This is a genomic window from Bosea beijingensis, assembly GCF_030758975.1.
Classification (GTDB): Bacteria; Pseudomonadota; Alphaproteobacteria; order Rhizobiales; family Beijerinckiaceae; genus Allobosea; species Allobosea beijingensis.
Genome location: NZ_CP132359.1, coordinates 3,886,789 through 3,911,384, shown reverse-complemented (window position 1 = coordinate 3,911,384; position 24,596 = coordinate 3,886,789). Strand labels below are relative to the sequence as shown.

The window sequence follows — 24,596 nt, the reverse complement described above, 5'->3', positions numbered from 1 at the left end:
GTCGATACCGGCTGGGGCCGGCGCTGTTCTGGTGGGTCGCGCTGCTTCAGACGCCGAGATAGCGATGCAGCTTGTCGATATTGGCGTCGAGCGCGGCATTCGGGATCATGTCGATCACCTTGCCTTGCTCGACCACGTAGTGTCGGTCGGCGACCGTCTGGGCGAAGCGGAAGTTCTGCTCGACCAGGATGATGGTGAAGCCGTCCTGCTTCAGCTTCGCGATGGTGCGGCCGATCTGCTCGATGATGACGGGGGCGAGGCCCTCGGTCGGCTCGTCGAGCAGGAGCAGATGCGCGCCGGTGCGCAGGATGCGGCCGATCGCCAGCATCTGCTGCTCGCCGCCCGACAGCTTCGTGCCCTGGCTCTTCAGCCGCTCCTTGATGTTGGGGAAGAGCGTGAAGATCGCGTCGAGCGAGAGCCCGCCGGGACGCACCTGCGGCGGCAGCATCAGGTTCTCCTCGACCGAAAGCGAGGAATAGATGCCGCGCTCCTCCGGCACGAAGCCGATGCCGAGCCTTGCAATGGCGCGCGAGGGCAGGGCGATCGTCTCCTTGCCTTCAAGCACGACCGAGCCCTTGCGTTTGCCGAGCACGCCCATGATCGATTTCAGCGTTGTGGTCTTGCCGGCGCCGTTGCGGCCGAGCAGCGTCACCACTTCGCCGGGCGAGACGTCGAAATCGATGCCGTGAAGGACATGGCTCTCGCCATACCAGGCCTCGAGCCCGCGCACCTTGAGCAGCGGGGCGGTGCCGGCGGCAGCGGTCGGCATCTTAAGGGCCTCAGTGGTGGCCATGTCCGCCTCCCGAGCCGATATAGGCCTCGACCACGCGCGGGTCCTTCGAGACGGTGGCGTAATCGCCCTCCGCCAGCACCTGCCCGCGCGCCAGCACGGTGATGCGGTCCGAGAGCGAGGCGACGACCGAGAGATTATGCTCGACCATCAGGATGGTGCGGTTGGCCGAGATCTTGCGGATCAGCGCCGCGATGCGGTCGACATCCTCGCGGCCCATGCCGGCCATCGGCTCGTCGAGCAGTAGCATCTCGGGGTCGAGCGCCAGCGTCGTCGCGATCTCCAGCGCGCGCTTGCGGCCGTAGCTGAGCTCGCCGGCGGTCAACCCGAGGAACGGGGTCAGGCCGACGGCGTCGACCAGGGCCGCAGCTTCGGCATCGAGTTCCTTGAGCGAGCGCTCCGAGCGCCAGAAATCGAACGAATCGCCGCGCTTGCGCCGCTGCAGCGCGATGCGGACATTGGTCAGTACCGAGAGCTGCGGGAACACAGCCGAAATCTGGAAGGAGCGCACCAGCCCGAGCCGGGCGATCTCCGCCGGCTTCTCGCGGGTGATGTCGCGGCCGTTATAGACGATCGCGCCGCGCGTGGGTGCGAGGAACTTGGTCAACAGATTGAAGCAGGTCGTCTTGCCGGCTCCGTTCGGCCCGATCAGAGCGTGAATAGACCCGCGGCGCACGCTAAGGTCGACGCCGTTTACAGCTGTAAAGCCGGCAAATTCTTTTGTAAGGCCTGATGTCGAAAGAATAGTATCCTCAGACATGCTGGTTGCCAGCCTTCATCAGCTTTATCTTTCTTTTTTAAGCGGTTCCCCTTGCATGTCATGCTGCACCGCGCTCCGGGCATAAGTCAACGCTGGCGGGTTTCAAAGCGGTCTTGGCAGACGCGCACTCATCCCTTCGTCTTATGTCCTGCATCTCATGCGAATAGAGGACGCGAGTGTCTTGGTGCCGGCCCGATGGTCGCGGTCCGGCGCGTGATCCCGGAAAGAATTTGAACCGATGTCCTGGTTCGCGCGACGAAGAGACGTTCCGGTTTACCAGCGGAGCGTGTTGCGGTAAAAGACGGCCATCTTTCGTCCATATTGCCGCCGTGTTTCTGAATCTGCGCTGCACCGACCGTTGCTGGCGGGCAGCCGATTGCCGAATTGGGGAGGTTGTCGTGAACTTCGCGTCTCTGGTTCCGGGGTTCCGTGCCCGAATGGCTGTCGCCTTTGCGCTGGTGCTCTCAGCAGTGGCGCTGGCCTCGCCTTCCTCCGCGGCCGTGCCCGAGCGGCGGGTCGCGCTCGTCATCGGCAACAGCATCTATACGGCCGTGCCGCCGCTATCCAATCCGGAGCGCGATGCCAAGGGCATCTCGGCCGCGCTCAAGCGCCTCGGCTTCGACGTCGTCGAGGGCTACAATCTCAAGATGGACGAGATGACGGGCATCGTGCGCGAATTCGCGCAGAAGCTCGACGGCGCCAAGGCCGGCCTCGTCTATTATGCCGGCCACGGCATCGCCGTCGGCGACGAGAACTACCTGATCCCCGTCGACGCCTCGCTGCGGTCTGAAGCCGACCTTGATTTCCGGGCCGTGAACGTCCAGCTCGTGCTGCGCCAGATGCAGCGCGACGAGCGCGTCAACATCGTCATCCTCGACGCCTGCCGCGACAATCCCTTCGCCGCCCAGCTCGCGGCGAAATCCCGCGCCGTCACCCGCGGCCTGACAGCGATCGAGACACAGTCGGCCTCCGGCATCCTGATCGCCTTCGCCACCGATCCACGCGCCACCGCCATGGATGGCGAGCGCGACACCAACAGCCCCTTCACCAGCGCGCTGCTCAAGCATATCGAGACGCCCGAGGTGTCGATCACGACGGTGATGGACCGCGTGCGCGCCGATGTCTGGGAGAGCACCGGCAAGAAGCAGAAGCCCTGGACCAATTCCTCGATCATCGGCGAGTTCAAGCTCAACCCGACTCTGAAGCTCGCCGCGGTCGATCCGGGCGTGGCCGCGACCAAGACCATCGACGCCGCCGTGCCGATGCCGGCAATGCCGGCAGCCCCCTCGCTCGATCGCACCCAGATCGACATCAAGACCTGGGAAGTCGCCGAGCGCGGCAACTCGGCCGCCGACTACCGCGCCTATCTCGACGCCTTCCCTTCGGGTCAGTTCGCGACCTTCGCCCGCAACCGCCTCGCCAGCCTCGATGCCTCGAAGCCGGCGAGCGGCTTCCTTGCCACGCCTCCCGGCGTTAATGACGAGGCGCTCAAGAAGGAAATCGGCACGGCGCAGACCGAGACCGCGATGAAGCTGGACAATGTCGGCCGGCGCGAGGTGCAGACCCGCCTGCGCGTCAGCGGCTTCCAGCCCGGCAAGGCCGCGGCGACCTTCAGCCCGAGCCATCGCAAGGCTATCCAGGCCTGGCAGAAGTCGCGCAGCATCCCGGAGACGGGCTTCCTGACCGCGATGCAGGTCAGTGCGCTGCGTGCCCAGAGCGAGGCCGCCTATCAGGCCGTGCTCGCCGAGGAGAAAGCTGCCGCCGAGAAGAAGCGCAGCGCCAAGACGGCCGGCGAAGGCAAGGCCGCCACCCGCAACGTCACGTCCTATGAAGGCGACGAGATGTATCGGCGTGACATCGCCCGCGAACGCGGCCAGGCCTACCAGGGCACCACGACCGCGACGCCGCGCCGCGGCACGACCAGCACCGGCTATCAGGGCCGCGTCCGGACGCGTGAAGGCGACTCCGGTGACAGCGCTGGCGCAGCGATCTTCGGCGGGATCGTCGGTGGCGTACTCGGTGGCGCGATTGGCGGCGGCTTCCGCCGCTGACGGATCGCTCGCCGCTCTCATGATTCGAAAGGTCGGCCTCAAGGGCCGGCCCTTTTCCTTTCGGCGCCGAAGCTATGGCTCGGCGCAAAGCCGCGTCAGCGTCGCCGCGAAGCTACGCGCGGCCGGTCCGAGCGGCGCGTCCAGCCGGTGCCCGAGATAGGCTTCGGCCGGAAGCCCGCCGCGCCGGCCGAGCACGCCCGTCTCGACCCGCACCAGCCGGCCGCTGGCGAGATCATCCGCTGCAAGCCAGCCCGGCAGCCGGCCCCAGCCCAGTCCCGCGCGGATCATGGCGTGCTTGATGTCCTGCCCGCCGACGCGGCAGGTCCGCGGCGAGATCACGCCGATATCGCGCTGGTCGGTCAGTGGCGAGCGGTCGAACTGCACGATCTGGAGATGGTCGGCGAGCGCGGCCGCATCGAGCACCCGCCTGCTCGCTTGCCCCAGCGGATGGGGCGGCGCCGCCACCGCGATCATCTCGATCGAGGTCAGTGCCGCGATCGCGATGCGCGGATCGCGGAAGCTTTCGCCGACGATGACCGAGACCTGGCTGCGTTCTTCCAGAAGCGCCGTGATCGGGCCGCCCAGGGCCTCGGCCGAGAGCCGGATCGCGACGGACGGGTAGGTCAGGCTCATCTCGGCCAGCGCCGCACCGACCAGCAAGGGCGGGAACAGCACGTCGATGGTCAGCGACAGTTCGAGTTCGACACCCTCTCGCAATCCGCGAGCCCGCGCCCGCATGGCATCGACGCGCAGCAGCACGTCGCGCACATTGGCGAGCAGGGCGCGGCCTTCCGGCGTCGGCACTGGCCGGTGGCCCGAGCGGTCGAAGAGCGTGACGCCGAGCTCGTCCTCAAGCCTGGCGATGGCATGACTGACCGCCGACTGCACGCGACCAAGCCTTTTCGCCGCCGCACGGAAGCTGCCGCTATCGCAGACCGCGAGGAACATGCGCATCTGGTCGAGGGAGAGATTGTCGAGCATGATCGATGTAATAGATCAACTCGATGCAAATTATCTCACTTTTATCGATTGGAGCGAAGGTGCATCACGAGGCGGCAACGAGGTGATGCAGCTTGCACAAGATCGATAAGACCGCCGGAAGCACGGTGACGGCCCGCACCGACTGGTGGGTGGTTATGCTGGTCGTCACGGCCGGCATCGCCGCATCGCTGCAGATCGGCAAGGCGGCGATCGCGATTCCGCTGCTGCAGGTCGAGACCGGGCGCGATCTCGCCGTCCTCGGCTGGGTCAGTTCGATCTTCGCCGTGCTCGGCCTGTTCGGCGGCGTGCCGGTCGGCGCGCTGGCGACGCGCTTCGGCGACCGCCGTATCCTGCTGCTCGGGCTCGTCATGCTCGCGCTTGGCAGTGCGTTGGGCGCTGCTACCTCCGGCCTCGGACCTCTCCTCGCTTGCCGCATTATCGAGGGGTCGGGCTTCCTTATGGTCAGCGTCGCCGGCCCGGCTTTGCTGCGCCGCTGCGTCGGCGAGCGCGACCGCGAGATCGCGATGGCGCTGTGGAGCTGCTTCATGCCGGCTGGCATGGCGCTGGCGATGCTGCTCGGGCCGCTCTTCGGTGGCTGGCGTGCGATCTGGCTGGCGGGAGCGGGCTTCGCACTCACAGCCGGCATGGCCGTCGCCGTGAGAGTGCCGGCCGCCGCGGCGGGTGCAAGCGTATCGTGGCGGCAGCTAGCTTCCGATGCCGGGAATATGTTCCGGACGCGCGGACCGTTGCTCCTGGCTTTATGTTTCGCGCTCTACGCCATGATGTTCTTCGCGGTGCTCAGCTTCCTGCCCGTGCTGCTGATCGAGCGGATGCACAGCTCGCTCGCCGTCGCAGGTCTGTTGAGCGGGCTCGCGACCGCCGGCAACATCGTCGGCAATCTGATCGCCGGCGCTTTGCTCGCTCGCGGGGTGTCGCGGCTCGTGGTCCTCGTCGGCGCGAGTGTCGCGATGGGGCTGGCTGCTGTCTTCGTCTTCCTGCCGCTCCTGCCGCCGGCCGGCGCCTTCCTGGCCGGCATCCTGTTCGCGACGGCGGGGGGCTTCATCCCCGCGACCCTGCTCTCGACCGCGGCCTCGCTCGCCTCGCGTCCGAATCTGGTCCCGGCGAGCATCGGCCTCCTGATGCAGGGCAGCAATCTCGGCCAGGTGCTGGGGCCGGCCGTGGTCGGTCTGGTGATCTCCGGCATCGGCTGGACCGGTGCAGCCTGGCTCGTCGCGCTGCTCGCCCTGCTGGCGGTGCTGACCTCCTTCGGTCTGCGGCGAGACCTTGCCGGCCTTGGGCTCAGCCGCGCTCCCAACCCGCCCTGACCAGCTCGGGCACGTCGCAATCCTCCTCCGGCCAGCCGACGCAGAGATAGGCGACGAGCTTCCAGTCCGGCTGGGTCTTGAGAACCTCGGCGATCTCGCCGGGATCGAGGATCGAGACCCAGCCGACGCCGAGCCCGCGAACGCGCGCCGACAGCCAGAATTGCGTGATCGCCGCGACCACCGAATAATCCAGCATCTCGGGCATTGTCTGGCGGCCGAGCCCATGGCCGCGCGCGGTGCCATGATCGCAGAACACGGCGAATTGCACCGGGGCTTCCCGCAGTCCTTCGAGCTTCAGGCGGGCATAGAGCGCGGCGCGCTCGCCCTCGTAGGCGGCGAGCGCATCCGCATTGCAGCGGCTGAAGCTTTCCTGCACGGCCGCGCGTTGCGCCGGCTCCGAAACGGCGAGCCAACGCCAGGGCTGCGCGTGCCCGACGGAAGGGGAGAGCCTGGTCTGAGCCAGCAGGGTCTCGATCAATGCGGCGGGGACCGCCTCGCGCCTGAATCGCCGGACATCGCGCCGCCAGCGCAGCAATTCCTCGAACTGCCGGGCGAAAACCGCGTCGAAGACCGGCGCCTGGCTCACGCCGGGCCTGCCGTCGCGATCGCGTGGAAGAACGAGCCTGTCACCAGTCCGCGTCGGCTTCCGGCAGGAACGGGCGCCGAGCCATGCGGATCCGTGACGGTCGCGAAGGGCGGATCGTCTCCCTGCGCGATGATGCTGGCGTAGTGGAATTCATGTCCGGTGAGCGCCGAGTCGGCCGGCCCCAATGGGCCGTCCGCTTCAAGCACTGCCCGGCGATAGCCCAGGTTCATCTTCCTCTTCGCAAAGGAAGTCTCGACCGAGAGCAGGCCGGCCATGGCATGGGTGACACCGTCGGCATCGGTCAGGCTGCGCCCGAGCACCATGTAGCCTCCGCACTCGCCATGCACCGGCCGGGTCTCGGCGAACCTGCGCAGGCCGCCGAGGAAGCGGTCGGCTGCAGCGATCGTGCCGGCATGCAGTTCGGGATAGCCACCCGGCAGCCAGCAGGCGTCGCAATCCTTGGGCGGTGCTTCATCCTTGAGCGGCGAGAACGGCACGAGTTCCGCGCCCGCCGCGCGCCAGCCAGCCTCGACATGCGGATAGACGAAGGAGAAGGCGGCATCACGTGCGATGGCGATCCGCCGGCCCGGCGCGGGCAGGGGCGGGGGCGCATTGCCAGTCGTTACCGGAAGCGTCGTGGCGCCGGTTGCGGCCATGACGGCATCGAGATCGACGGCGTTTGAGACGGCTTCCGCCAGGGCATCAAGTCGCGCATGGAGATCTGCGGTTTCGCCGGCCTGGACCAGCCCGAGATGGCGTTCGGGCAGGATCAGGCTCGCCTCGCGCGGCAGGGCGCCGAGCACGGGCAGGCCGACACGCTCCATGCCTTGCCGCACCAGCCGCTCATGGCGGGCGCTCGCGACCTTGTTCAGGATCACGCCAGCGACGCGGATGCGAGGATCGTAGAGCTTGCAGCCGAGCGCGACCGCCGCCGCCGATTGCGCCGCACCGGAGACATCGATGACGAGCACGACGGGCCAGCCGGCCAGCGCCGCGATATCGGCGCTGGCGCCCGTATGCCCAACCTCGCCCGGCACGGCATCGAACAGCCCCATCGAGCCCTCTGCGATGACGATATCGGCGCCATCGGCCGCTTCGCCGGCGATCCGCCCGAGCAGCCCGTCCGTCATGGCATAGCTGTCGAGATTGGCGCTGGGCGCCCCGGTCGCCGCGGCATGGAAGGCCGGGTCGATATAATCCGGCCCGCATTTCAAGCCGCGCACGGTGAGGCCGCGCCGCGTCAGGGCGCGTTGCAGCCCCAACGTGATCGTGGTCTTGCCGGAACCGGAACGCGGCGCGGCGATGAGGAGCCCACGCGCTGTCATCGCCCGCCTCGCGGCCGGAAGCGGCGGTCGTAGTCGATCGAATAGAGCGCGCTTTCGCCGAAATCATCGGCCGCCAGCGCCGGCCCGATCAGGATCAGTGCGGTACGCTCAAGTGCGCTCGCACGAACCTTCCCGGCGATATCGGTGAGCCTGCCTTGCAGCACCGTCTCGTCCGGCCATGTCGCGCGGAACACCACGGCGACCGGGCAATCGGGACCGTAGAACGGCGTCAGCTCCGCCACCACCTGCTCGACCACATGGATCGAGAGATGGATCGCGAGCGTCGCGCCGGAAGCAGCGAAGGTCGCGAGCTTTTCCTTGTCGGGCATGGCCGAGGCGCGGCCGGAGGTGCGCGTCAGCACCAGCGATTGCGCCACGCCCGGCAAGGTCAGCTCGCGCTTCAGCACCGCGGCGGCGGCGGCGAAGGCCGGAACGCCCGGCGTCACCGTATAGGGAATGCCTGTTCGGTCGAGCCGCCGCATCTGCTCCCCGCAGGCGCTCCAGATCGAGAGATCGCCGGAATGCAATCGCGCCACGTCCTGTCCGGCGCGATGCGCTGCCTCCATCTCGGCGATGATCGCATCGAGATCGAGCGGAGCGGTGTCGACGATCCGCGCACCGGGCGGGCACCAGTCGAGCATCGCCTTGGGGATCAGCGACCCCGCATAGAGGCAGACGGGCGAAGCGGCGATCAGGTCGCGCCCGCGCAGCGTGATGAGATCGGGCGCGCCGGGGCCGGCGCCGATGAAATGGATGGTCATGCGAGGCTTCTGGCGAGCGCGCAGGTGACGCGCGCGGTTGCGATCCGGGGCTGAACCAGTTCGCCGCCCGGACCCGCCGCGGCCAGCGCCGCAGCCTCCGCCACCGAACCGACGCCATAGAGCGCGGCGATCCGGGTCGAGCGCGTCGCGCAAGCGGCCTCGAAGCCTTTCAGGGCCTCGTCGGGGATGGCGACGAGTTCGGCCGCGCGTTCGGTCGCGGCAGCGACCATGCCGGCCTCGGCCACGCGGCTCGCCAGCGTGGCGAAACGCGGCGTAGGCGCACCCGCAAGCCCGGCGCTCGCCAGCGCCTGGTCGAGGCAGGCGAGGATATCGGCGGCGTCCGTGCCGGGCCGGATGCCGATGCCGGCGACGAGGCGGCTCGTGCTCAAGGCTTCTCGACCCGCCACTGCGTCACCGGCATCGCCGGGCGCCAGCCATGCTTGCCGCCGACGGGCGCGAGCCGGTCGATCGAAATGCGGCGCAGGGAACCGCCGTGCTCGGCATGGAGGGCCGCAAGCTTGGCCTCGCCCTCGATCGTCACGACGTTGGCGACGAGCCGACCGCCCGGCTTCAGCGCCGCCCAGGCGGCGTCGAACAGGCCTTCTTCGGTCAGGCCACCGCCGATGAAGACCGCATCCGGCGCCTCGCGCCCGACGAAGCCGGCCGGCGCCTCGCCGATGACTTCGACCGAGAGCCCGCCGAGCTCGAGCTTGTTGCGCTTGATGCGCTCGGCCCGTTCCGGCTTGGCCTCGAAGGCGACAGCCCGGTTGCGCAGATGGCGCTGGCACCATTCCACCGCGACCGAGCCGGAGCCCGCTCCGACATCCCAGAGCAGTTCGCCGCCGCGCGGGGCCAGTGCCGAGATCGTGATCGCGCGGATTTCCGACTTGGTGATCTGCCCGTCATGGGCGAACCACTCCTCGTCGAGACCCGGCGCCAGCGGCAGGATGCGTGAATCGCGGGTCGCCGCGACCTCGACCGCGATCAGGTTGAGCGGCACGATGTCGTTCAGGTCGAAAGCGTCGGCGCGGCATGCGCGGATGCGCTCCTGCGGACCGCCGAGCGATTCCATCACCACGATGCGGCTCGCGCCCATGCCACGCGCGGTCAGAAGTTCGGCGACGGCGCGCGGCGTCGTTTCGTCCCAGGAGAGGGCGAGAATGCGGGCTTCAGGCTGGAGATGCGGCACGATCCGGTAGAGCGTGCGGCCATGCAGCGAGACCAGCGCGCATTCCTCCTGCGGCCAGCGCATCCGCGTGCAGGCCATCGAGAAGGAGGAGAGCTGCGGGATGATCCGCATCTCCTCGGCCGGGATTGCCCGGCTGATGCTGTTGCCGATGCCGTAATGGAACGGGTCGCTGGTCGCGAGCACGCAGACCTTGCGGCCGCGCTCCTTCAAAATCTGCGGCAGCGCGTTGCGGAAGGGCTGCGGCCACGGTCGCAATTCGCCCGGCACCGTGCCGACCAGCGCAATATGCCGCTCGCCGCCGAAGACGATCTCGGCCTCGTTCAGCGTTGCCAAGGCCTCACGGCAGAGCCCGGAGGCCCCGTCCTCGCCGAGACCGATCAGCGCAAGCCAGGGCGCCGGCGTCTCGCGGCTCGACAGAACATCCGATTCACGCAAAACTGGTGACATGACCGTCCTCATCCTTGGCGGAACGAGCGAAGCTGCTGCGCTTGACCAGCACCTGGCTGATCAGGCTCCCGATATCCGCGCCATTATCTCGCTGGCGGGCCACACCGTCGATCCCCGCCCGACCAATCTGCCGGTTCGTACCGGCGGCTTTGGTGGTGTCGAGGGTCTCAGGCGCTATTTGGTCGAGGAAGGCATCGTCGCCGTCGTCGACGCGACCCATCCCTTCGCCGCGATCATGCCCTTCCATGCCGAGCATGCCTGCAAGGCGGAGGGCGTGCCGCTGTTGGCCATCCGCCGCGATTCCTGGAAGCCGCGCGCCGGCGATCGCTGGAAATCCGTGCCCGATATCGAGGCTGCCGCGCAAGCGCTGGGCGACGCGCCGCGGCGCGTCTTCCTCACAGTCGGCCGGCTCGAATTGCCAGCCTTCGCCGACGCGCCCCAGCACCGCTATCTCGTCCGCGCCATCGAGCCGATCGGAGACCGCCTGCCGGTGCCGCATGTCGATGTCATCCAGCAGCGCGGGCCGTTCGATGTCGACGACGAGGAGGATCTGATGCGCCGCGAGGGCGTCGAGATCCTCGTCAGCAAGAATTCGGGCGGTCCCGCGACGGTCGGCAAGCTCGTGGCGGCACGCCGGCTTGCCCTGCCGGTGGTAATGGTGGAGCGCCCGCCCAAGCCCGCTGTCGAGACCGTCGACCATATCGATCAGGTCCTGCCCTGGCTGGTGGCGCAGGGCATCTTCGCGACCGAACGCGGCGTGTAGACGTAAGGGGCTGCGCCCTCGCGCACGATCAGGCGCGTGCTCGATGCCCCGATCATGACCAGCGTTGCCATATCTGCCGTACCCGCAACTGCGGCGGCTTCAGCCAGCGTCAGGATGCGCAGGCTTTCGTCCGGCCGCCCGACGGCGCGGGCGAAGAGCACCGGCGTCGTCGCGTCGCGCTGCTCGGCCGCGAGTTCCAATGCCTTGCCGAGCTGCCAGGGCCGGGCCTTCGAGATCGGATTGTAGAGGCAGATCACCAGATCCGCGGCGAGCATCGCTTCGAGCCGCGCCGTCACGACGTCCCAGGGCTTGAGATTGTCCGAGAGCGAGATCGCGCAGAAATCCCCGCCGAGCGGGGCGCCGGCCCGTGCCGCCGCCGCCAGCATCGCGGTTATGCCGGGTTCGACCGTGATCGGAAGTACCCGCCATTCGGTCGGACCGGCTTCCAGCGCCTCGAACACAGCCGCCGCCATGGCGAAGACGCCGGGATCGCCGCCGGACACGACCGCGACCTTGCGGCCCTCCGCCGCCAGTTGCAGCGCATGCGAGGCGCGCTCGACCTCGACGCGATTGTCCGTGGCGTGCTTGTTCAGTCCCGCGCGCTCCGGTACCCGGTCGACATAGGGGCCGTAGCCGACGATATCGCTCGCGGCATCGAGCGCGGCCTGTGCGGCTGGCGTGATCCAGTCCGCCTTGCCCGGGCCGAGTCCGACGATGGTGAGCGAGCCGGTCACAGGCGCCGCCCCTCGCCGGGCACCAGCACCATCGCGAAATAGGGCGCCTCGTCATCGGCCTTGTCGGCGAGCCGAGCTACGACCTGCCGCGTCATCGTGGCGCGCTCGACATAGATCGCGCGCCCTTCCAGCCCGGCGGCCACGAGCGCACGCCGCACCTTCGGCAGGTTGCGGCCAAGCTTCATGATCACGGCGGCGTCGGTATCTGCAAGGCGCCGCGCCAATTCCGCTTCCGGCAGCGTGCCGGGCAGCACGGTCATGACGTCGTCGCCCCAGGTGATCGGCGCGCCGGCCTCGCCCCACGCCCCGGTCATGCCGGTGACGCCGGGGACGACCTCGGTCGGGAAGCGGTGGCTGAGCCGCCGCCACAGATGCATGAAGGAGCCGTAGAAGAAGGGATCGCCGTCGCAGAGCACGGCGAGCGTATGCCCGGCCTGCATCTCGACGGCCAGCCGCTCTGCCGCTTCCTCGTAGAAGGCTGCGATCGGCCCGTCGTAATCGGGCTCTCCGACGCTGGCCTCGATCGTCACCGGGAAGGCGAGCTCGATCTCGCGGGCCGGCTCGGGCGCGATGATCGCATCCGCCGTGCTGCGGGCATTGCCGCGCCGTCCGCGCTTGCAGAAATGCACGAGACGGTCGGCCGTTGTGATGATCTCGCGCGCCCTGACGGTCATCAGGTCCGGTGCGCCGGGCCCGAGCCCGACGCCGTAGAGCAGGGTCTTCTGCGTCCCGCTCATCGCCTATTCCTTGTCCTGCGCCAGCGCATTGACGGCTGCGGCTGCCATGGCCGAGCCGCCGCGGCGTCCATGCACGACGACGAAGGGCACGCGCCCGTCCTTGGCCAGCGCCTCTTTCGATTCCGCCGCGCCGACGAAGCCGACGGGGATGCCGATCACGGCAGCCGGCTTGGGCGCGCCGGCATCGAGCATTTCGAGCAGGCGGAACAGCGAGGTCGGTGCGTTGCCGATCACGACGATGGCGCCGGCGAGCCGGGGCTTCCAGAGCTCCATTGCGGCGGCAGAGCGGGTCGTGCCCATTTGCGCTGCCAGTGCCGGAACCTGCGGATCGTCGAGCGTGCAGAGAACCTCGTTATTCGCCGGCAGGCGCGCGCGGGTCACGCCATTGGCGACCATTTTTGCGTCGCAGAGGATCGGTGCGCCGGCTTGCAGCGCTGCCCGCGCCGTATCGGCGAAGCCTGCGGACATGTCGACATCTCTGGGCAGGTCGGTCATCCCACAGGCATGGATCATGCGGACGACGACGCGCTCGGCCGCGCCGCTGAAGCGGGCAAGGTCGGCCTCGGCGCGGATGATGGCGAAGGAGCGCTCATAGATCGCCGCGCCGTCCTGGATATAGTCGTATGCCTTGCTCAACCCTGCGATCCCGTCGAACGCGCGGCCGTCAGCCGGGCGTGAATATCTTCTCCGGGCTGCAATCGCGTGAGCAGCGCCGAAAGGTCAAGCGTCGCGACCGGATTGTCCCGCGTCGTCCCGCCCATGACGACGTCGTACAAGCCGCCGCGCCCGACCAGCGTGAGATCGGCCGCCACCGGATGGGCGCAGGCCTTGACGCAGCCGGAGACATGCAGGGTCGCGCCTTGCGCCAGCAGGTCGGCGGCAGCTTCGGCGAGTTTGGCCGCATCCGCCATGGTCGGCGCTTCGGCGCGCGAGCAGGCGGGGCTGCCGGCGCAGGCTTGCACCGAAAGCCGCGGATCGTCGTCGCCCGTGATTAGCCCGAGATCGTCGGCGAGAGCGAGCAGGCTCCCGGCTTCGGTGCGATCAAGATCGCGGAAGGCGAGCCCGCGCCAGGGCGAAAGCCGGATATCGGCTGCGCTCGTCTCAACCGTGGCGCCGAGCCTGTCGAGCTCGGCGGCATCGCAGCGCCCGAAAGGCAGGCCGATGAGCGCGGCGAAACGGTCACCGTCCAGAGCGAACAGACCGGCGCGCCTGGGCGGCATACGTGATGTCGGAGCGTTGGCGTCGGGCAGAGAACTCAGGTTCGCCAAGGCTTCGGGCGACAGGTCGCGCAAGCGGCGGATGCGATCGGGAGCCGCGGCTCGCAGCGCTGCGAAACCACGAAGGATCGTTTCCACTGCTATCGTGGTGTCGATGACCGGAATCGGGCCGTGCCAGAGGCGATCGCCAAGGCAGAGGGCCACACGCCCGCCATCGAGCCCGATCAACCGGAGATCGCCGGCAAAGCCGCCGAGGGCCTGCGCGCCGCCATCATCGACGACGATGCAGAGCTTGGCCGGCAGGCCGGGAAGCACGCGGGCGCGCTGCTCGATCTGTTCGGCCAGTGCGGCGGCGTCGATCAGGCTGGTCGGGTCTCGCCCCGCCAGCGGCGAGACCAGCGTCACGCGCTGTGGTCCGTCGCCCGCATGCTCGTCGACGAGATGCTCGACCAGCAGGCGCTCGACCAGCTTTGGATGGCTCTCGGGCGTCACGCCGCGAATTTGCAGGTTGGCGCGGGCGGAAATCTCGATCAGCCCGTTGCCATGCGCGGCAGCCAGCGCCGCGATGCGCCGCAATTGCGCCGGTGTCAGCTTCGCGCCGGGCGGATGCAGCCGCACCAGCCAGCCGTCGCCGGTCTCCATCGGCCTGAGCGTGCTTGGGCACCAGCCGCGCCTCAAGGCCTCTCGGGGAAGCGCGCTCATTCCGCCGCCTCCCGGGCCAGGAAGGCGCCGACCGAATTCCGCCGGCTGGTCCAGAGTCCGCGTCGTGCGGCTTCGGCCAATCGCGAGCGGATCGAGGCGGCGGCCGGAGCATTGGCAACTTCCAGCGCGGCCCAGACCTGCGGATCGGCGCAATAGGCTTGGAACACGGCATCGAACAAGCCATCCGCGACGGCATCCGTGCTGGCTGCGAAGACGAAGAGCGTATCGACCGCCTCGGCCAGTTCCGCCGCGCCACGCCAGCCATGGGCGAGCTGTCCGGCGATCCAGCGCGGATGCGTCAATCGGCCATGGACGATACGGGCGATGTCCTCGGCCAGCGTTCGCGCCTTCGGCGCTTCCGGGTTCGAGCTGTCGAGGCTGTAGAGCGCGGGATCGGCGCCGAGCGCCTTCGCCGCCGCCGCGAGCCCGCCGATCACGTCCGCAGCGCTGCTGGCCTCGAGAATGTCGCGTCCGGCCGTGTCGCTGACATGGATGAAGGCGTCGGAGGCGCGAATGCGATCGGCAAAGCCGGCATCGGTCGAGGCTGCGCCCTCCGGCCCGCCATAGGCATGGTCCGAAGCTGCCAGATAGGCTGCGCCCAGTTCCGCGCGCTCGGCCCAGTCGCCGTCGAGGGCGCGGTCGGCCATTGCCGCGCCATAGCGTCCGGGCGCGGCCCCGAAGATGCGGGCGCCGTGCGCGCCGCGGCGGCGGGCGGCGGCGGGCTCGTTCCAGTCGTCCGGCTCTTCCAGTGCGGCGACGGCGCGTGCCGCCTGGTCGATCAGGGCGATCTGCCCGGGGAAGGTGTCGCGGAAGGTGCCGGAAATGCGCACGGTCACGTCGAGGCGCGGGAAGGCAAGCTTCGGCTGCGGAATGATGCTGAAGCCGGTGACGCGGGTCGAGGCATTGTCCCAGATAGGCTCGACGCCCATCAGCGCCAATGCATGGGCGATGTCCTCGCCGCCCGAGCGCAGCGTCGGCGAGGCCCAGAGGTCCATGACGATCCGGCGGGGATAGTCGCCATGATCCTGGAGATGGCGCGACACCACTGCCTGCGCCGCCAGTTGGCCCAGTCGGGTGGCGGCGCGCGTCGGGATGGCGCGCGGATCGAGCGTCGAGAGATTGCGCCCGGTCGGCAGCACATCCGGCCGGCCGCGATGCGGCGAGCCGGCCGGGCCGGGCGGGACGAAGCGGCCGTCGAGGGCGGCGAGAAGGTTCTCCCGCTCGTTGCGGGCCGAGGCTGGGTCGATCTCCGAGCGCCCGAAGATATGCAACCCATCGCGGAAGGGCAGTTCGGCGATGTCGCAGAGATGGGCGTCGAGAAGCGTCAGCGCCTCGTTCATGTCCGTATCGGCGGCGACCCCGCAGGAGGCGGCAAGCCCGCTCGCCTCGGCCCGCGCCCGGATTTCGCTGGCGACGATATCGGCGCGGCGCGGATCGAGCACTTGCGCCTGCGAGAATTCCTCGACCAGGTCTCGCAGCAGGGCGGTTTCGCCGGCGGCTTCCGTCTCGGCCAGAGGTGGCGGCAGATGACCGAGCGTGACGGCCGAAAGCCGGCGCTTGGCCGGAGCGGCTTCGCCGGGATCGTCGACGACATAGGGGTAGACCACGGGCACCCCACCGACAGCGAGACGCGGCCAGCAGCCGGCCGAAAGCGCGACCGCCTTGCCCGGCAGCCATTCCATCGTGCCATGCGTGCCCAAGTGGATCAGAGCGTCGATGGCTTCGACTTGGCGCAGCGCCAGATAGAAGGCGAGATAGCCATGGCCCGGCGGCGCGTCGGGATCGTGATAACGCGCCTTGCGGTCGGGTGTCGTATCGCGTGGCGGCTGGAGAGCGACGGTCAGCTTGCCGAAGCGCATGACACGGAACCGGAAGGCGCCGTCGCCGCACGCGGTATCGGTTTCCGGGAGGCCGTGGCTGCCGATGAGGGCATCGCGCGCTACGGCGGGGATGGTCGCGAGCCAGTTGCGGTAGGTCGCGAGCGGAATGCTCAGGCTCGTCGGGGCCGTGGTGAGCGAGGCCATCAGCAAGGCCCCCTCTGTCATTCCCTCCTCCTCATCCCGAGCAAGCCGCGTCAGCGACGCCGATCCGGGATCCATTCCTGAACCTCGATCGGAAGCACTCCGGCATGGATCCCGGGGCAAGCCCGGGATGACGGAGGAGGTTGCAGAGCCAACCTCATACCCCGCCTCCGCCAGCAATTCCCGGATCTCCATCACGCTCGCCGGCGTGTCGAGCCCGACGGCGAAGCCGGCGCGACCGCCGCGTGCGGGATAGTCCGACATCACCAGCGCGAGCCGGCGCTCTGCAGCGGGCTTGCGGGCGAGCGCGATCCAGCCGGCGACGAGATCGGCGAGTGCGGCGATGCCGTCTGGATCGGGCACGAGCCGACGGATGGTGAGACCGGTCGTGGGATCGGTCTCTTCCGCCTTGAAGGCCACGGGGCTGGCCCCGATGCGCCCGTCGAATTCCGGTAGCGCGACCTGCATGGCGAGGTCGGCGGCGGAGAGTCCGCGCGGGGAAGCCTCCCAAGCTTCGCGTTGGGAGCCGACCGGCACCGCCTGCAGGATCGGACAATCGGCGCCGTCGAGCACGAAATCCGCGCCTTCGCGGGCGGAGAAGGCGGTGGTGGTGACGATCAGGGCCGGCTTGCGCGCCGCGATCAACGCTGCGAACTCGGCCGTGACGGCAGGGTCCTTCAGGCTGGTCAGCGCGAGGGGGAGCGGGGTGAGGCCGCGCGCAGCAGTGAGGGCGGCGGAAATGGCTTCACCCATGGCCATGTCGCCGGCTGCAACGCCGGAGCGGTAAAGCAGGATCGGGACGAGCGGGCGGTGGGCGGGCAAGGCGGACAGCGCATCGTGCCATGGCAACGGATCGCCATTGCTGCCGAGCGCGAAGAAGGACGGCAGCGGGAGGGGCGCCAGGTCCAGGGTTTCAGCGGTCTGTGCCAGATAACCTGCGATCCGCCGCAGCAACCACCGCATGTTCTCGACGCCGCCGCCGGCCTGAAAATAGGCCAGAAGCTGCGCCGCGAACTCCGCCGGGACGCTCGCGTGCTCGCCGAGCCGCGGATCGTCGCGCTCGTCGCCGGGCAGGATCGCGAGCGGAATGCCGCGCTTACGGCAGGCCGCGCCGAACTGCTCGATGCCGTAGCGCCAGTAATCGAGCCCGCCGAGGCAGCGCACCAGCACGAAGCGGGATTGCGCCGCCGTCTTCTCGATCAGGAAATCGACCGAGAGCGGGTGCTTCAACCGCCGGAGCGGCGCGAGCCGCACCGACAGATTGCTGTCACCTGCCGCCACCGCCAGCGCCGAGAGGTCGCTGTCGGTGAAGGACAGGACGAGCACGTCTCCCGGCGGCAGGGCGAGATCGACGGCGTCCTCGCCGTCGTCGAGCCTGATCTCGCTGGTCGGGAGGAGATGCATCGGTTGAGGTTACGCCCCCGCGAGGGCCGCTTCCACGGCCTTGAGGTCGAAGCCTTTGAGTCCGATCACGGTCAGGCGCCCATCGCGCGGCTCGCTCGCGCCCCAGGCCCGGTCGAAATGATGCCCGACGCGGCGGCCGACGCCCTGCACGACGAGGCGCATCGGCTTGCCCGGCACGGCGGTGAAGCCCTTGAGCCGTAGCACGCCCTCGGCCTCAGCGGCCTTGGCGACGCGCGCCGTGAGCTCCTCGGGGGAGAGACCGGCAGGCAGCGGCACGGCGACCGAGTCGAAATCGTCATGGTCGTGATCATGCTCACCCTCGCCATGATGCGAGGGGCGGGCGGCGAGATCGTTCTCGGCGGCAGCGCCGAGGCCGACGATCAGCGTCGGCTCGACCTTGCCATGGGCGGTCTCTACGATCTTGATCGCCTTGGGCAGATGCTCGGCGATCTCGGCCTTGACCCGCGCGCGGTCGGCTTCGTCGACGAGGTCGCTCTTGTTGAGCAGGATCAGGTCGGCGCAGAGAATCTGGTCCTCGAACACCTCTTCCAGCGGGTTGTCGTGGTCGACCGAGGCATCGGCCGCCTTCTGCGCCGCGAGCGCTTCCGGATCATCGGCGAACTGGCCTTCGGCCACCGCCGGGCCGTCGACCACGGCGATGACGCCGTCGACGGTGACGCGCGAGCGGATCGCCGGCCAGTTGAAGGCGGTGACGAGCGGCTTCGGCAGAGCGAGGCCGGAGGTCTCGATCAGGATATGCTCGGGCGGATTCGGCCGGTTCAGCAGCTTCTCGAGCGCCGGCACGAAATCATCGGCGACCGTGCAGCAGATGCAGCCATTCGGCAGCTCGACCACGTCCTCGTCGCTGCAGCCGGCGATGCCGCAGCCCTTGAGGAACTCGCCGTCGAAGCCGAGATCGCCGAATTCGTTGACGAGCACGGCGAGTCTCTTGCCCTGCGCATTCTCGAGGAGATGGCGCACCAGCGTTGTCTTTCCGGCGCCGAGGAAGCCGGTGATGATCGTGCAGGGCGTCTTGCCCAGGTTCGTGGTCTGCGGAGTGTTCATGATGTCATCCTTGCTGGCGCGCCGGCAAAGGCGGCACGCGCGCGACCACGCCCTTGCGGAAGGACTGCGGCCGCTCTTTCCAGGGAACGATGCCGTTGGCGCTGGCGGCATAGGCCTCCGCGGCGCCGACGATCTCGTCGAGATGGGTGTCGGTGTCGAGGTCGCCGATCAGATAGGTCCATTTGCCATCGGCCGTGAGCGCGATGGTGCAGGGCCGCTTGCAGACGCAGAGGCACTCGACGGGCAGCACGGGGATCGTGCTGCCCTTGGCTTTGAGCTGTTCGGCGAGACGTTCGGCCAGCGCCAGCCCCGGCTGGTCGTAACCCTCCGGGAGATCGGCGCGGGCACGGCGGCAGGCCGTGCAGACATGGATGGTGAGGTCGCCCTCGGACATTGGCTTGCCTCAGGCTTCAGAGGCCCGGCGGCTCGCCCAGGGCCAGAGCACGCCGACCATGAAGGCGGTGACGAGCCAGAGCGCGGCCTGGATGCCGAGCGAGAGCGAGGCGAAATGGGCGGCGACCTCCGCCGGAACCTTGCTCTCCGGTGGGGCCGGTAGCGGAGCGCCGACGACATGCGGCAGCAGGATCACGACGATGGCGACGAGCTTCAGCCAGGGCTGATCGAAGCGCAGGAACAGGAAGAGCCCGGCCGCGGTCGCGATGGCGGTCCAGAGCCACCAGAACTGGCGCTGTCCCAGCGCAGCCGAGGCCGCGCCTGGTAGTTCCGGAGCCAGCCCCATCGCCGGCGCGAGCCCCAACGCCAGGAAGCCGCAGGCGCCCCAGACGAGGGCGGTGCGCTGCTCGATCCGGTCGCCGGCCGCGATCATGCCGGCGAGCAGCAAAGCCGCGAAGCCGATCGCGGTCGCGATCGTCACCGCGCCGGTGAAGAGCGTGCGCTGGAGGCCGTCCTGCGGCTTCCATTCGGCATGGTCTTGGCCGGGCGCGTCGCCGGCCGGGCCATGCGCGAGGATGAGTTTCGCCTCGCCGTCGAAGGCGGCGAGAGTCGGCGCCTTCAGCGCGAGCGCCGTCTCATAGGTCTCGGCCTTGAGGATCAGCGGGGTGGTGGTGACATGCTGCAGGGCGGCGACGATCAAGCCAGCCAGAAGCCCGGCCAGGATGCTGACCGTGAGAACACGCGTGACCATGATGGCTTTCCCTCAGTGGCAGGGAAAGGCGAGGCCGTGACGGCTGTCGTGCGCGGCGTTGTGGAGGTTCGTCGAGGCCGCGAAGCCGGTCGTGTAGATCAGCGCGACGCCGATCACGAGCGCAGCGGCAACCGCCTTGACGCGGTCCGAAACGCTGAGTGTGGGGGTGGAAACCGAAACGGTGTTCATAAGCGTTCTCCGTGGCCGCCCCGCCGGCAGCCGGTTGGATCTCTGCGGGTCGACGGCAGGTCTCCTGGCTCGCGGACTTCGCGTCCCTTGCCGCCTTCCCGGAGCGAGCGCTCCAGTGGCCGATGGCGAAGGACATCCGCTTACAGTTGCGGGGGCAGCCGCGGTCTCGCACCGCGTTCCCTTTTCACCTCCTCGCGGAGGCACCGTCAGCGACGATCATTAGCCTTCGCCGTGCCGCTGTGCAATGCAGGATGGTCCTTTGAACCCTGCTTCCGCGATGCCGAACGAAATTCCCCATCTCACCCTCGTCCTCGGCGGTGCCCGCTCCGGCAAGAGCCGCCATGCCGAGGCGCTGGTCGAGGCCCAGCCGGCGCCCTGGAGCTATATCGCGACGGCACAGGCCTATGACGACGAGATGCGCGAGCGCATCGCCGAGCACCGCGCGCGCCGTCCGGCCGGCTGGCAGACGGTCGATGCGCCACTCGACCTGCCCGAAGTCATCGCCGCCCAACCGGAGGGGCGCGCGGTCCTCGTCGATTGCCTGACGCTCTGGCTGACCAATCTCATCCTCGCGGAACACGATACGGCCGCAGCCCGCGAAGCCCTGATCGCCGCCTGCGAGCGCGTCTCGGCGCCGCTGGTGCTGGTCGGCAACGAGGTCGGGCTCGGCATCGTGCCGGAGAATGCGCTGGCTCGCCGCTTCCGCGACGAGGCCGGGCGTCTCCATCAGGCGCTTGCGGCGCGGGCGGCCAGCGTGGTCTTCATGGTCGCTGGACTGCCGATGCGAGTGAAATGATGACGGATACCGAAGACGCCGCCCGCCACAAGGCGAAGATGGAGAAGCGCAAGGCGGTTCAGGACGCCGAAGTCGCCTCCAAGACGCTCGAAAAGGGGTTGCTCATCGTCAACACGGGCCCCGGCAAGGGCAAGTCGACGGCGGCCTTCGGCTTGATTCTGCGCGCGCTCGGCCATGGCTGGCGCATCGGCGTGGTGCAGTTCATCAAGGGCGCCTGGTCGACCGGGGAGCGCAAGGCATTGGAAGCCTTCGGCGATCAGGTGAGCTGGCACAGCATGGGCGAGGGCTTCACCTGGGAGACGCAGGACAAGGCCCGCGACATCGCCGCCGCCGAGCGCGCCTTCGCCAAGGCCAGGGAGTTGATGGCCGATCCGGAGATTCGCCTGCTGGTGCTGGACGAACTCAACATCGCCCTGCGCTACGATTATTTGCCGCTCGCCGACGTGGTCTCGACGCTGGCTGCCCGTCGCCCTGATCTGCACGTCGTCGTGACCGGCCGCAACGCCAAGCCGGAATTGATCGGGGCCGCCGACCTCGTTACCGAGATGACGCTGGTGAAGCACCACTTTGCTGCCGGCGTGAAGGCACAGCAGGGGATCGAGTTCTAGCAGGCCGCATCGCCGGCTGCTGCTTGTTTGCCAGAGAACGAACGCAGGCGGCTCTCATGCGTTCATGCCCTCGATCATCGTTTTCGGGGGTGGGCCATGAGTGATTTTCTGTGGGGACAATTGGATCTGCTTGCCAGGTTGCTGGCCGGCATGGCCGCCGGCATCGTCGTGGGCTGGGAGCGGACCAACAAGCAGCGCGCGGCCGGGATCCGCACCTTCGGGCTGGTCGGGTTGGGCACGGCCGCTGCCGCGACGATCTTTAGCGAGCCGAGCGAGGCCGACGCCGCGAGCCGCGTCGTCCAGGGGCTTCTGACCGGAATCGGCTTTCTCGGCGCCGGCGTCATCGTGCTGCGCCGGGGCCATTCGACGCCGACAGGCCTGACCACGGCCGCGGCGATATGGGTCACCGCTGCGCTCGGTTGCGCCGCTGGGCTCGGTGACTATGCGATCGTGGCGTCGGCCACGCTTCTTGCCCTCGTCCTGCTCGCCATCGACCATTCGGTCGAGCGCTGGGCTGGCCGCAGAGCGGCCGGAACGGGTGAGGCGCCGCCTTCCTGAGTGCCGGACTGGCTCCCATCCTGACAACAGGGCTCGCGGGAACATGCTGTCGGCGACCTGAGACCCCGGCTGCCCTGCTTCGCCACGCACCCCAAGCCGCCGCCCCTTGACGGCTGCAATCCATCTCTTCAAATTGAATCCGAATTCAAATTCAATTTCGAGGTCGCGTATGGTTGGCACTCGGCAGAAGCAACCGCGCAAGGCAGGGAAGCGCGAGGCGATTCTCGCCGCTGCGCGCGGTATCGTCTCGGAGGTCGGCTTCCATGAGACCTCGATTGCGGCGGTGGCATCGGCCAGCGGCGTCTCGACCGGCAGCGTCTATTCCTATTTCGCCTCCAAGGCCGAGCTGATGGCGGAGATCGTCGCGGCCGTGTCGACGCGCGAACTTGCCGTGCTGCGCGAGATCGCCGCGAGCGACGCGCCCGTTGCGGAGCGCCTGACCGCCGCGGTCGAGGCCTTCGCGCGCCGCGCCTTCGCCAATCGCCGGCTCGCCTGGTCGATGATCGCGGAGCCTGCCGATCCGGCCGTCGATGCGACGCGGCTGGATTATCGCCGCGAGATCGCCGGCATTTTTCGCGCGCTCGTCATCGAAGGTGAAGCGCTGCGCGCCTTCCGCCCGGTCGATCCTGATGCCGCCGCCGCGATGATCGTCGGCGGCTTCATGGAGGCATTGATCGGCCCACTTTCGCCGGAGCGGACAACCACGCCCGAGCGTGGTCGCGAGATCGCAGCCGCCCTTGCCGATCTCTCCCTCACCGCACTGGTTTCTCGTGAAGGGCGCGCCGCATGACCACGCTCGACGCTTACGGCTACGACACCCATGAGGTGCTGAACCAGGCCCCGGCGCTGGCGGATTATGACGCCTTCGCCGCCGACCCGGCGCTTGGCCGTATCCTCGATGCCTTCGGTGCCGGCTGGTTCCGCGAGCAGGCGAGCGTTGTCGGCGGCCATGTCGGTTCGCGGCGCGTGCAGGACCTGGCCCGGCAGGCCAATCGCAGCCTGCCGGAACTGCGCACGCACGATCGCTGGGGCCGGCGCGTCGACCAGATCGAGTTCCACCCTGCCTGGCATGAATTGATGGGGCTCGCCATGCGAGACGAGTTCCATTCGCTATGCTGGACGAAGCCGCGCCAAGGCGCGCAGGTGGCGCGCGCGGCGGTCTCCTATCTCTGGAACCAGGGCGAGAACGGCATCTGCTGCCCGCTCGGCATGACCTATTCGGCGATCCCCGTTCTGCAGCACGACCCCGCCCGCTGGGCCGAATTCGGCAAGCTGATCACCTCCTCCGACTATGATGGGCGTCCGCTGCCGGCGGCGCAGAAGCGCGGCGGCACGGTCGGCATGGCGATGACCGAGAAGCAGGGCGGCTCGGACCTGCGCCAGACCCAGACGGTCGCGACGCGCAATGCCGACGGCACATATTCCCTCACCGGCCATAAATGGTTCTTCTCCGTCCCGCATTCCGACGTCTTCTTGACGCTGGCACGCACGGAAGAGGGCGTCTCCTGCTTCGTCGTGCCCGGCTGGTTGCCGGACGGTTCGCGCAATCGCCTGCAGATCCAGCGGCTCAAGGACAAGTGCGGCAACAAGTCGAACGCTTCGTCCGAGGTCGAATTCCGCGGTGTGATCGCCCATCTGATCGGCGAGCCCGGTCACGGCATCCGCGCCGGGCTGGAGATGAACCACTATACGCGGCTCGATTTCGCCGTCGGCTCGGCCGGGCTGATGCGACATGCGGTGGCGCAAGCCGCGCATCACACGGCGCATCGCCGCGCCTTCCAGAAGGCGCTGATCGACCAGCCGATCATGACGAACGTGATCGCCGACCTCGCGCTTGAGGTCGAAGCCTCCGCCTGGCTCGCCTTCCGCTTCGTCCATGCGCTCGACCGGGAGGAGGCGAGCGAGGCGGAGAAGCTGATCGGCCGCATCGGCGCGCCGATCGCCAAATACTGGAACTGCAAGCGCGCCACCCCGGTCGTGGTCGAGGCGCTCGAATGCCATGGCGGCAACGGTTTCATCGAGGACCACCTGATGGCGCGGCTCTATCGCGAGGCGCCGCTCAACGGCATCTGGGAGGGCACGGGCAATGTCGTCTGCCTCGACGTGCTCCGCTCGATCCGCCGCTATCCCGATTGCGTACCGGCTTTGCTCGATGAGTTGCGGGCCGCCCGCGGCAGCGATTCGCGCTACGATGCCTTCCTGACTGAGCTGGAGACCGATATTGTCGATGTGCTCAGGCACGAGCATCTGGCGCGTCGCTTCGTCGAGCGCATGGCGCTCGGCCTGTCGGCCTCGCTGTTGATCCGCCACGCGCCGCACGCGGTCGCGGACGCCTATGTCGCCTCGCGATTGGCCGGCGGCTGGTCCGGCCATTTCGGCTCGCTGCCGCAGGGGGCGGATTTGCAGGCGATCGCGCGGCGGGCCGTGCCGGTGCCGAACTGAG

The 24,596-nt window shown here is 68.6% G+C and carries 25 protein-coding genes and 1 riboswitch; of the genes, 8 read left to right on the top strand and 17 right to left on the bottom strand.

Features of this window, described 5'->3' with window-relative positions:
• Positions 1-46: 46 nt before the first annotated feature.
• Both Q9235_RS18670 and Q9235_RS18665 read right to left on the bottom strand, forming a co-directional pair.
• On the bottom strand, positions 47-793 hold the full coding sequence (locus Q9235_RS18670) for an ABC transporter ATP-binding protein (RefSeq protein WP_306223293.1): 747 nt from the start codon (positions 791-793) through the stop codon (positions 47-49).
• Positions 780-1,550, bottom strand: coding sequence for an ABC transporter ATP-binding protein (locus Q9235_RS18665; RefSeq protein WP_306223292.1), 771 nt, complete (start codon positions 1,548-1,550; stop codon positions 780-782). The genes Q9235_RS18670 and Q9235_RS18665 overlap by 14 nt, the downstream gene beginning before the upstream one ends.
• A 437-nt stretch (positions 1,551-1,987) precedes the next feature.
• On the opposite strand from Q9235_RS18665, the gene Q9235_RS18660 reads away from it, so the two are divergent.
• On the top strand, positions 1,988-3,601 hold the full coding sequence (locus Q9235_RS18660) for a caspase family protein (protein WP_306223291.1): 1,614 nt from the start codon (positions 1,988-1,990) through the stop codon (positions 3,599-3,601).
• Between the two features lie 72 nt (positions 3,602-3,673).
• Here the strand turns inward: Q9235_RS18660 and Q9235_RS18655 are convergent, their stop codons facing one another.
• A complete protein-coding gene (locus Q9235_RS18655; protein ID WP_306223290.1) occupies positions 3,674-4,582 on the bottom strand; it encodes a LysR family transcriptional regulator in 909 nt (302 codons plus the stop codon).
• Between the two features lie 92 nt (positions 4,583-4,674).
• On the opposite strand from Q9235_RS18655, the gene Q9235_RS18650 reads away from it, so the two are divergent.
• Entirely contained in the window at positions 4,675-5,907 is a 1,233-nt protein-coding gene (locus Q9235_RS18650) for an MFS transporter (RefSeq protein ID WP_306223289.1), read from the top strand.
• Here the strand turns inward: Q9235_RS18650 and bluB are convergent.
• Genes bluB through cbiE form a run of 5 tightly spaced genes read right to left on the bottom strand, consistent with a single transcriptional unit; the run spans position 5,882 to position 10,215 of the window.
• The gene (gene bluB, locus Q9235_RS18645; protein WP_306223288.1) at positions 5,882-6,493 is read right to left on the bottom strand and encodes a 5,6-dimethylbenzimidazole synthase; all 612 of its coding nucleotides are present in this window, start codon (positions 6,491-6,493) and stop codon (positions 5,882-5,884) included. The genes Q9235_RS18650 and bluB overlap by 26 nt on opposite strands.
• A complete protein-coding gene (locus Q9235_RS18640) occupies positions 6,490-7,818 on the bottom strand; it encodes a cobyrinate a,c-diamide synthase (RefSeq protein WP_306223287.1) in 1,329 nt (442 codons plus the stop codon). Before Q9235_RS18640 ends, bluB begins: the two co-directional genes overlap by 4 nt.
• Entirely contained in the window at positions 7,815-8,579 is a 765-nt protein-coding gene (gene cobM, locus Q9235_RS18635) for a precorrin-4 C(11)-methyltransferase (RefSeq protein ID WP_306223286.1), read from the bottom strand. The genes Q9235_RS18640 and cobM overlap by 4 nt, the downstream gene beginning before the upstream one ends.
• Complete coding sequence (locus Q9235_RS18630; RefSeq protein ID WP_306223285.1) at positions 8,576-8,968, bottom strand: cobalamin biosynthesis protein; 393 nt, start codon at positions 8,966-8,968, stop codon at positions 8,576-8,578. The genes cobM and Q9235_RS18630 overlap by 4 nt, the downstream gene beginning before the upstream one ends.
• Entirely contained in the window at positions 8,965-10,215 is a 1,251-nt protein-coding gene (gene cbiE, locus Q9235_RS18625) for a precorrin-6y C5,15-methyltransferase (decarboxylating) subunit CbiE (protein WP_306223284.1), read from the bottom strand. Before cbiE ends, Q9235_RS18630 begins: the two co-directional genes overlap by 4 nt.
• Between cbiE and Q9235_RS18620 the strand changes: the two genes are divergently transcribed.
• On the top strand, positions 10,214-10,978 hold the full coding sequence (locus Q9235_RS18620) for a cobalt-precorrin-6A reductase (RefSeq protein WP_306223283.1): 765 nt from the start codon (positions 10,214-10,216) through the stop codon (positions 10,976-10,978). The genes cbiE and Q9235_RS18620 overlap by 2 nt on opposite strands.
• Here the strand turns inward: Q9235_RS18620 and cobJ are convergent.
• The 9 genes from cobJ to Q9235_RS18575 are packed head-to-tail and all read right to left on the bottom strand — an operon-like array spanning position 10,921 to position 20,191.
• Entirely contained in the window at positions 10,921-11,712 is a 792-nt protein-coding gene (gene cobJ / locus Q9235_RS18615) for a precorrin-3B C(17)-methyltransferase (protein WP_306223282.1), read from the bottom strand. The genes Q9235_RS18620 and cobJ overlap by 58 nt on opposite strands.
• Positions 11,709-12,449, bottom strand: a complete 741-nt coding sequence (locus Q9235_RS18610) for a precorrin-2 C(20)-methyltransferase (protein ID WP_306223281.1) — start codon at positions 12,447-12,449, stop codon at positions 11,709-11,711. Before Q9235_RS18610 ends, cobJ begins: the two co-directional genes overlap by 4 nt.
• A gap of 3 nt (positions 12,450-12,452) precedes the next feature.
• The gene (locus Q9235_RS18605; protein ID WP_306223280.1) at positions 12,453-13,085 is read right to left on the bottom strand and encodes a precorrin-8X methylmutase; all 633 of its coding nucleotides are present in this window, start codon (positions 13,083-13,085) and stop codon (positions 12,453-12,455) included.
• Positions 13,082-14,368 (bottom strand): precorrin-3B synthase, encoded by a 1,287-nt coding sequence (gene cobG / locus Q9235_RS18600; protein ID WP_306223279.1) that lies wholly within the window; start codon positions 14,366-14,368, stop codon positions 13,082-13,084. The genes Q9235_RS18605 and cobG overlap by 4 nt, the downstream gene beginning before the upstream one ends.
• On the bottom strand, positions 14,365-17,793 hold the full coding sequence (gene cobN, locus Q9235_RS18595) for a cobaltochelatase subunit CobN (protein ID WP_306223278.1): 3,429 nt from the start codon (positions 17,791-17,793) through the stop codon (positions 14,365-14,367). The genes cobG and cobN overlap by 4 nt, the downstream gene beginning before the upstream one ends.
• A gap of 9 nt (positions 17,794-17,802) precedes the next feature.
• On the bottom strand, positions 17,803-18,858 hold the full coding sequence (gene cobW, locus Q9235_RS18590) for a cobalamin biosynthesis protein CobW (protein ID WP_306223277.1): 1,056 nt from the start codon (positions 18,856-18,858) through the stop codon (positions 17,803-17,805).
• Positions 18,859-18,862: 4 nt separating this feature from the next.
• Positions 18,863-19,252, bottom strand: a complete 390-nt coding sequence (locus Q9235_RS18585) for a DUF1636 family protein (protein ID WP_306223276.1) — start codon at positions 19,250-19,252, stop codon at positions 18,863-18,865.
• Between the two features lie 9 nt (positions 19,253-19,261).
• On the bottom strand, positions 19,262-20,002 hold the full coding sequence (locus tag Q9235_RS18580) for a CbtA family protein (protein WP_306223275.1): 741 nt from the start codon (positions 20,000-20,002) through the stop codon (positions 19,262-19,264).
• A gap of 12 nt (positions 20,003-20,014) precedes the next feature.
• On the bottom strand, positions 20,015-20,191 hold the full coding sequence (locus Q9235_RS18575; RefSeq protein ID WP_306223274.1) for a CbtB domain-containing protein: 177 nt from the start codon (positions 20,189-20,191) through the stop codon (positions 20,015-20,017).
• A 37-nt stretch (positions 20,192-20,228) separates the two neighbouring features.
• A riboswitch (cobalamin riboswitch) is annotated at positions 20,229-20,413 on the bottom strand.
• Positions 20,414-20,468: 55 nt separating this feature from the next.
• Between Q9235_RS18575 and cobU the strand changes: the two genes are divergently transcribed.
• From cobU to Q9235_RS18550, 5 genes are all read left to right on the top strand, one after another.
• The gene (gene cobU, locus Q9235_RS18570; protein WP_306228345.1) at positions 20,469-20,987 is read left to right on the top strand and encodes a bifunctional adenosylcobinamide kinase/adenosylcobinamide-phosphate guanylyltransferase; all 519 of its coding nucleotides are present in this window, start codon (positions 20,469-20,471) and stop codon (positions 20,985-20,987) included.
• Positions 20,987-21,595, top strand: coding sequence for a cob(I)yrinic acid a,c-diamide adenosyltransferase (cobO, locus tag Q9235_RS18565; RefSeq protein ID WP_306228341.1), 609 nt, complete (start codon positions 20,987-20,989; stop codon positions 21,593-21,595). The genes cobU and cobO overlap by 1 nt, the downstream gene beginning before the upstream one ends.
• A gap of 96 nt (positions 21,596-21,691) precedes the next feature.
• Positions 21,692-22,153, top strand: a complete 462-nt coding sequence (locus Q9235_RS18560) for an MgtC/SapB family protein (RefSeq protein WP_306223273.1) — start codon at positions 21,692-21,694, stop codon at positions 22,151-22,153.
• A gap of 169 nt (positions 22,154-22,322) precedes the next feature.
• Entirely contained in the window at positions 22,323-22,943 is a 621-nt protein-coding gene (locus Q9235_RS18555) for a TetR/AcrR family transcriptional regulator (protein WP_306223272.1), read from the top strand.
• Positions 22,940-24,595, top strand: coding sequence for an acyl-CoA dehydrogenase family protein (locus tag Q9235_RS18550; protein WP_306223271.1), 1,656 nt, complete (start codon positions 22,940-22,942; stop codon positions 24,593-24,595). Before Q9235_RS18555 ends, Q9235_RS18550 begins: the two co-directional genes overlap by 4 nt.
• Position 24,596: the final 1 nt, after the last annotated feature.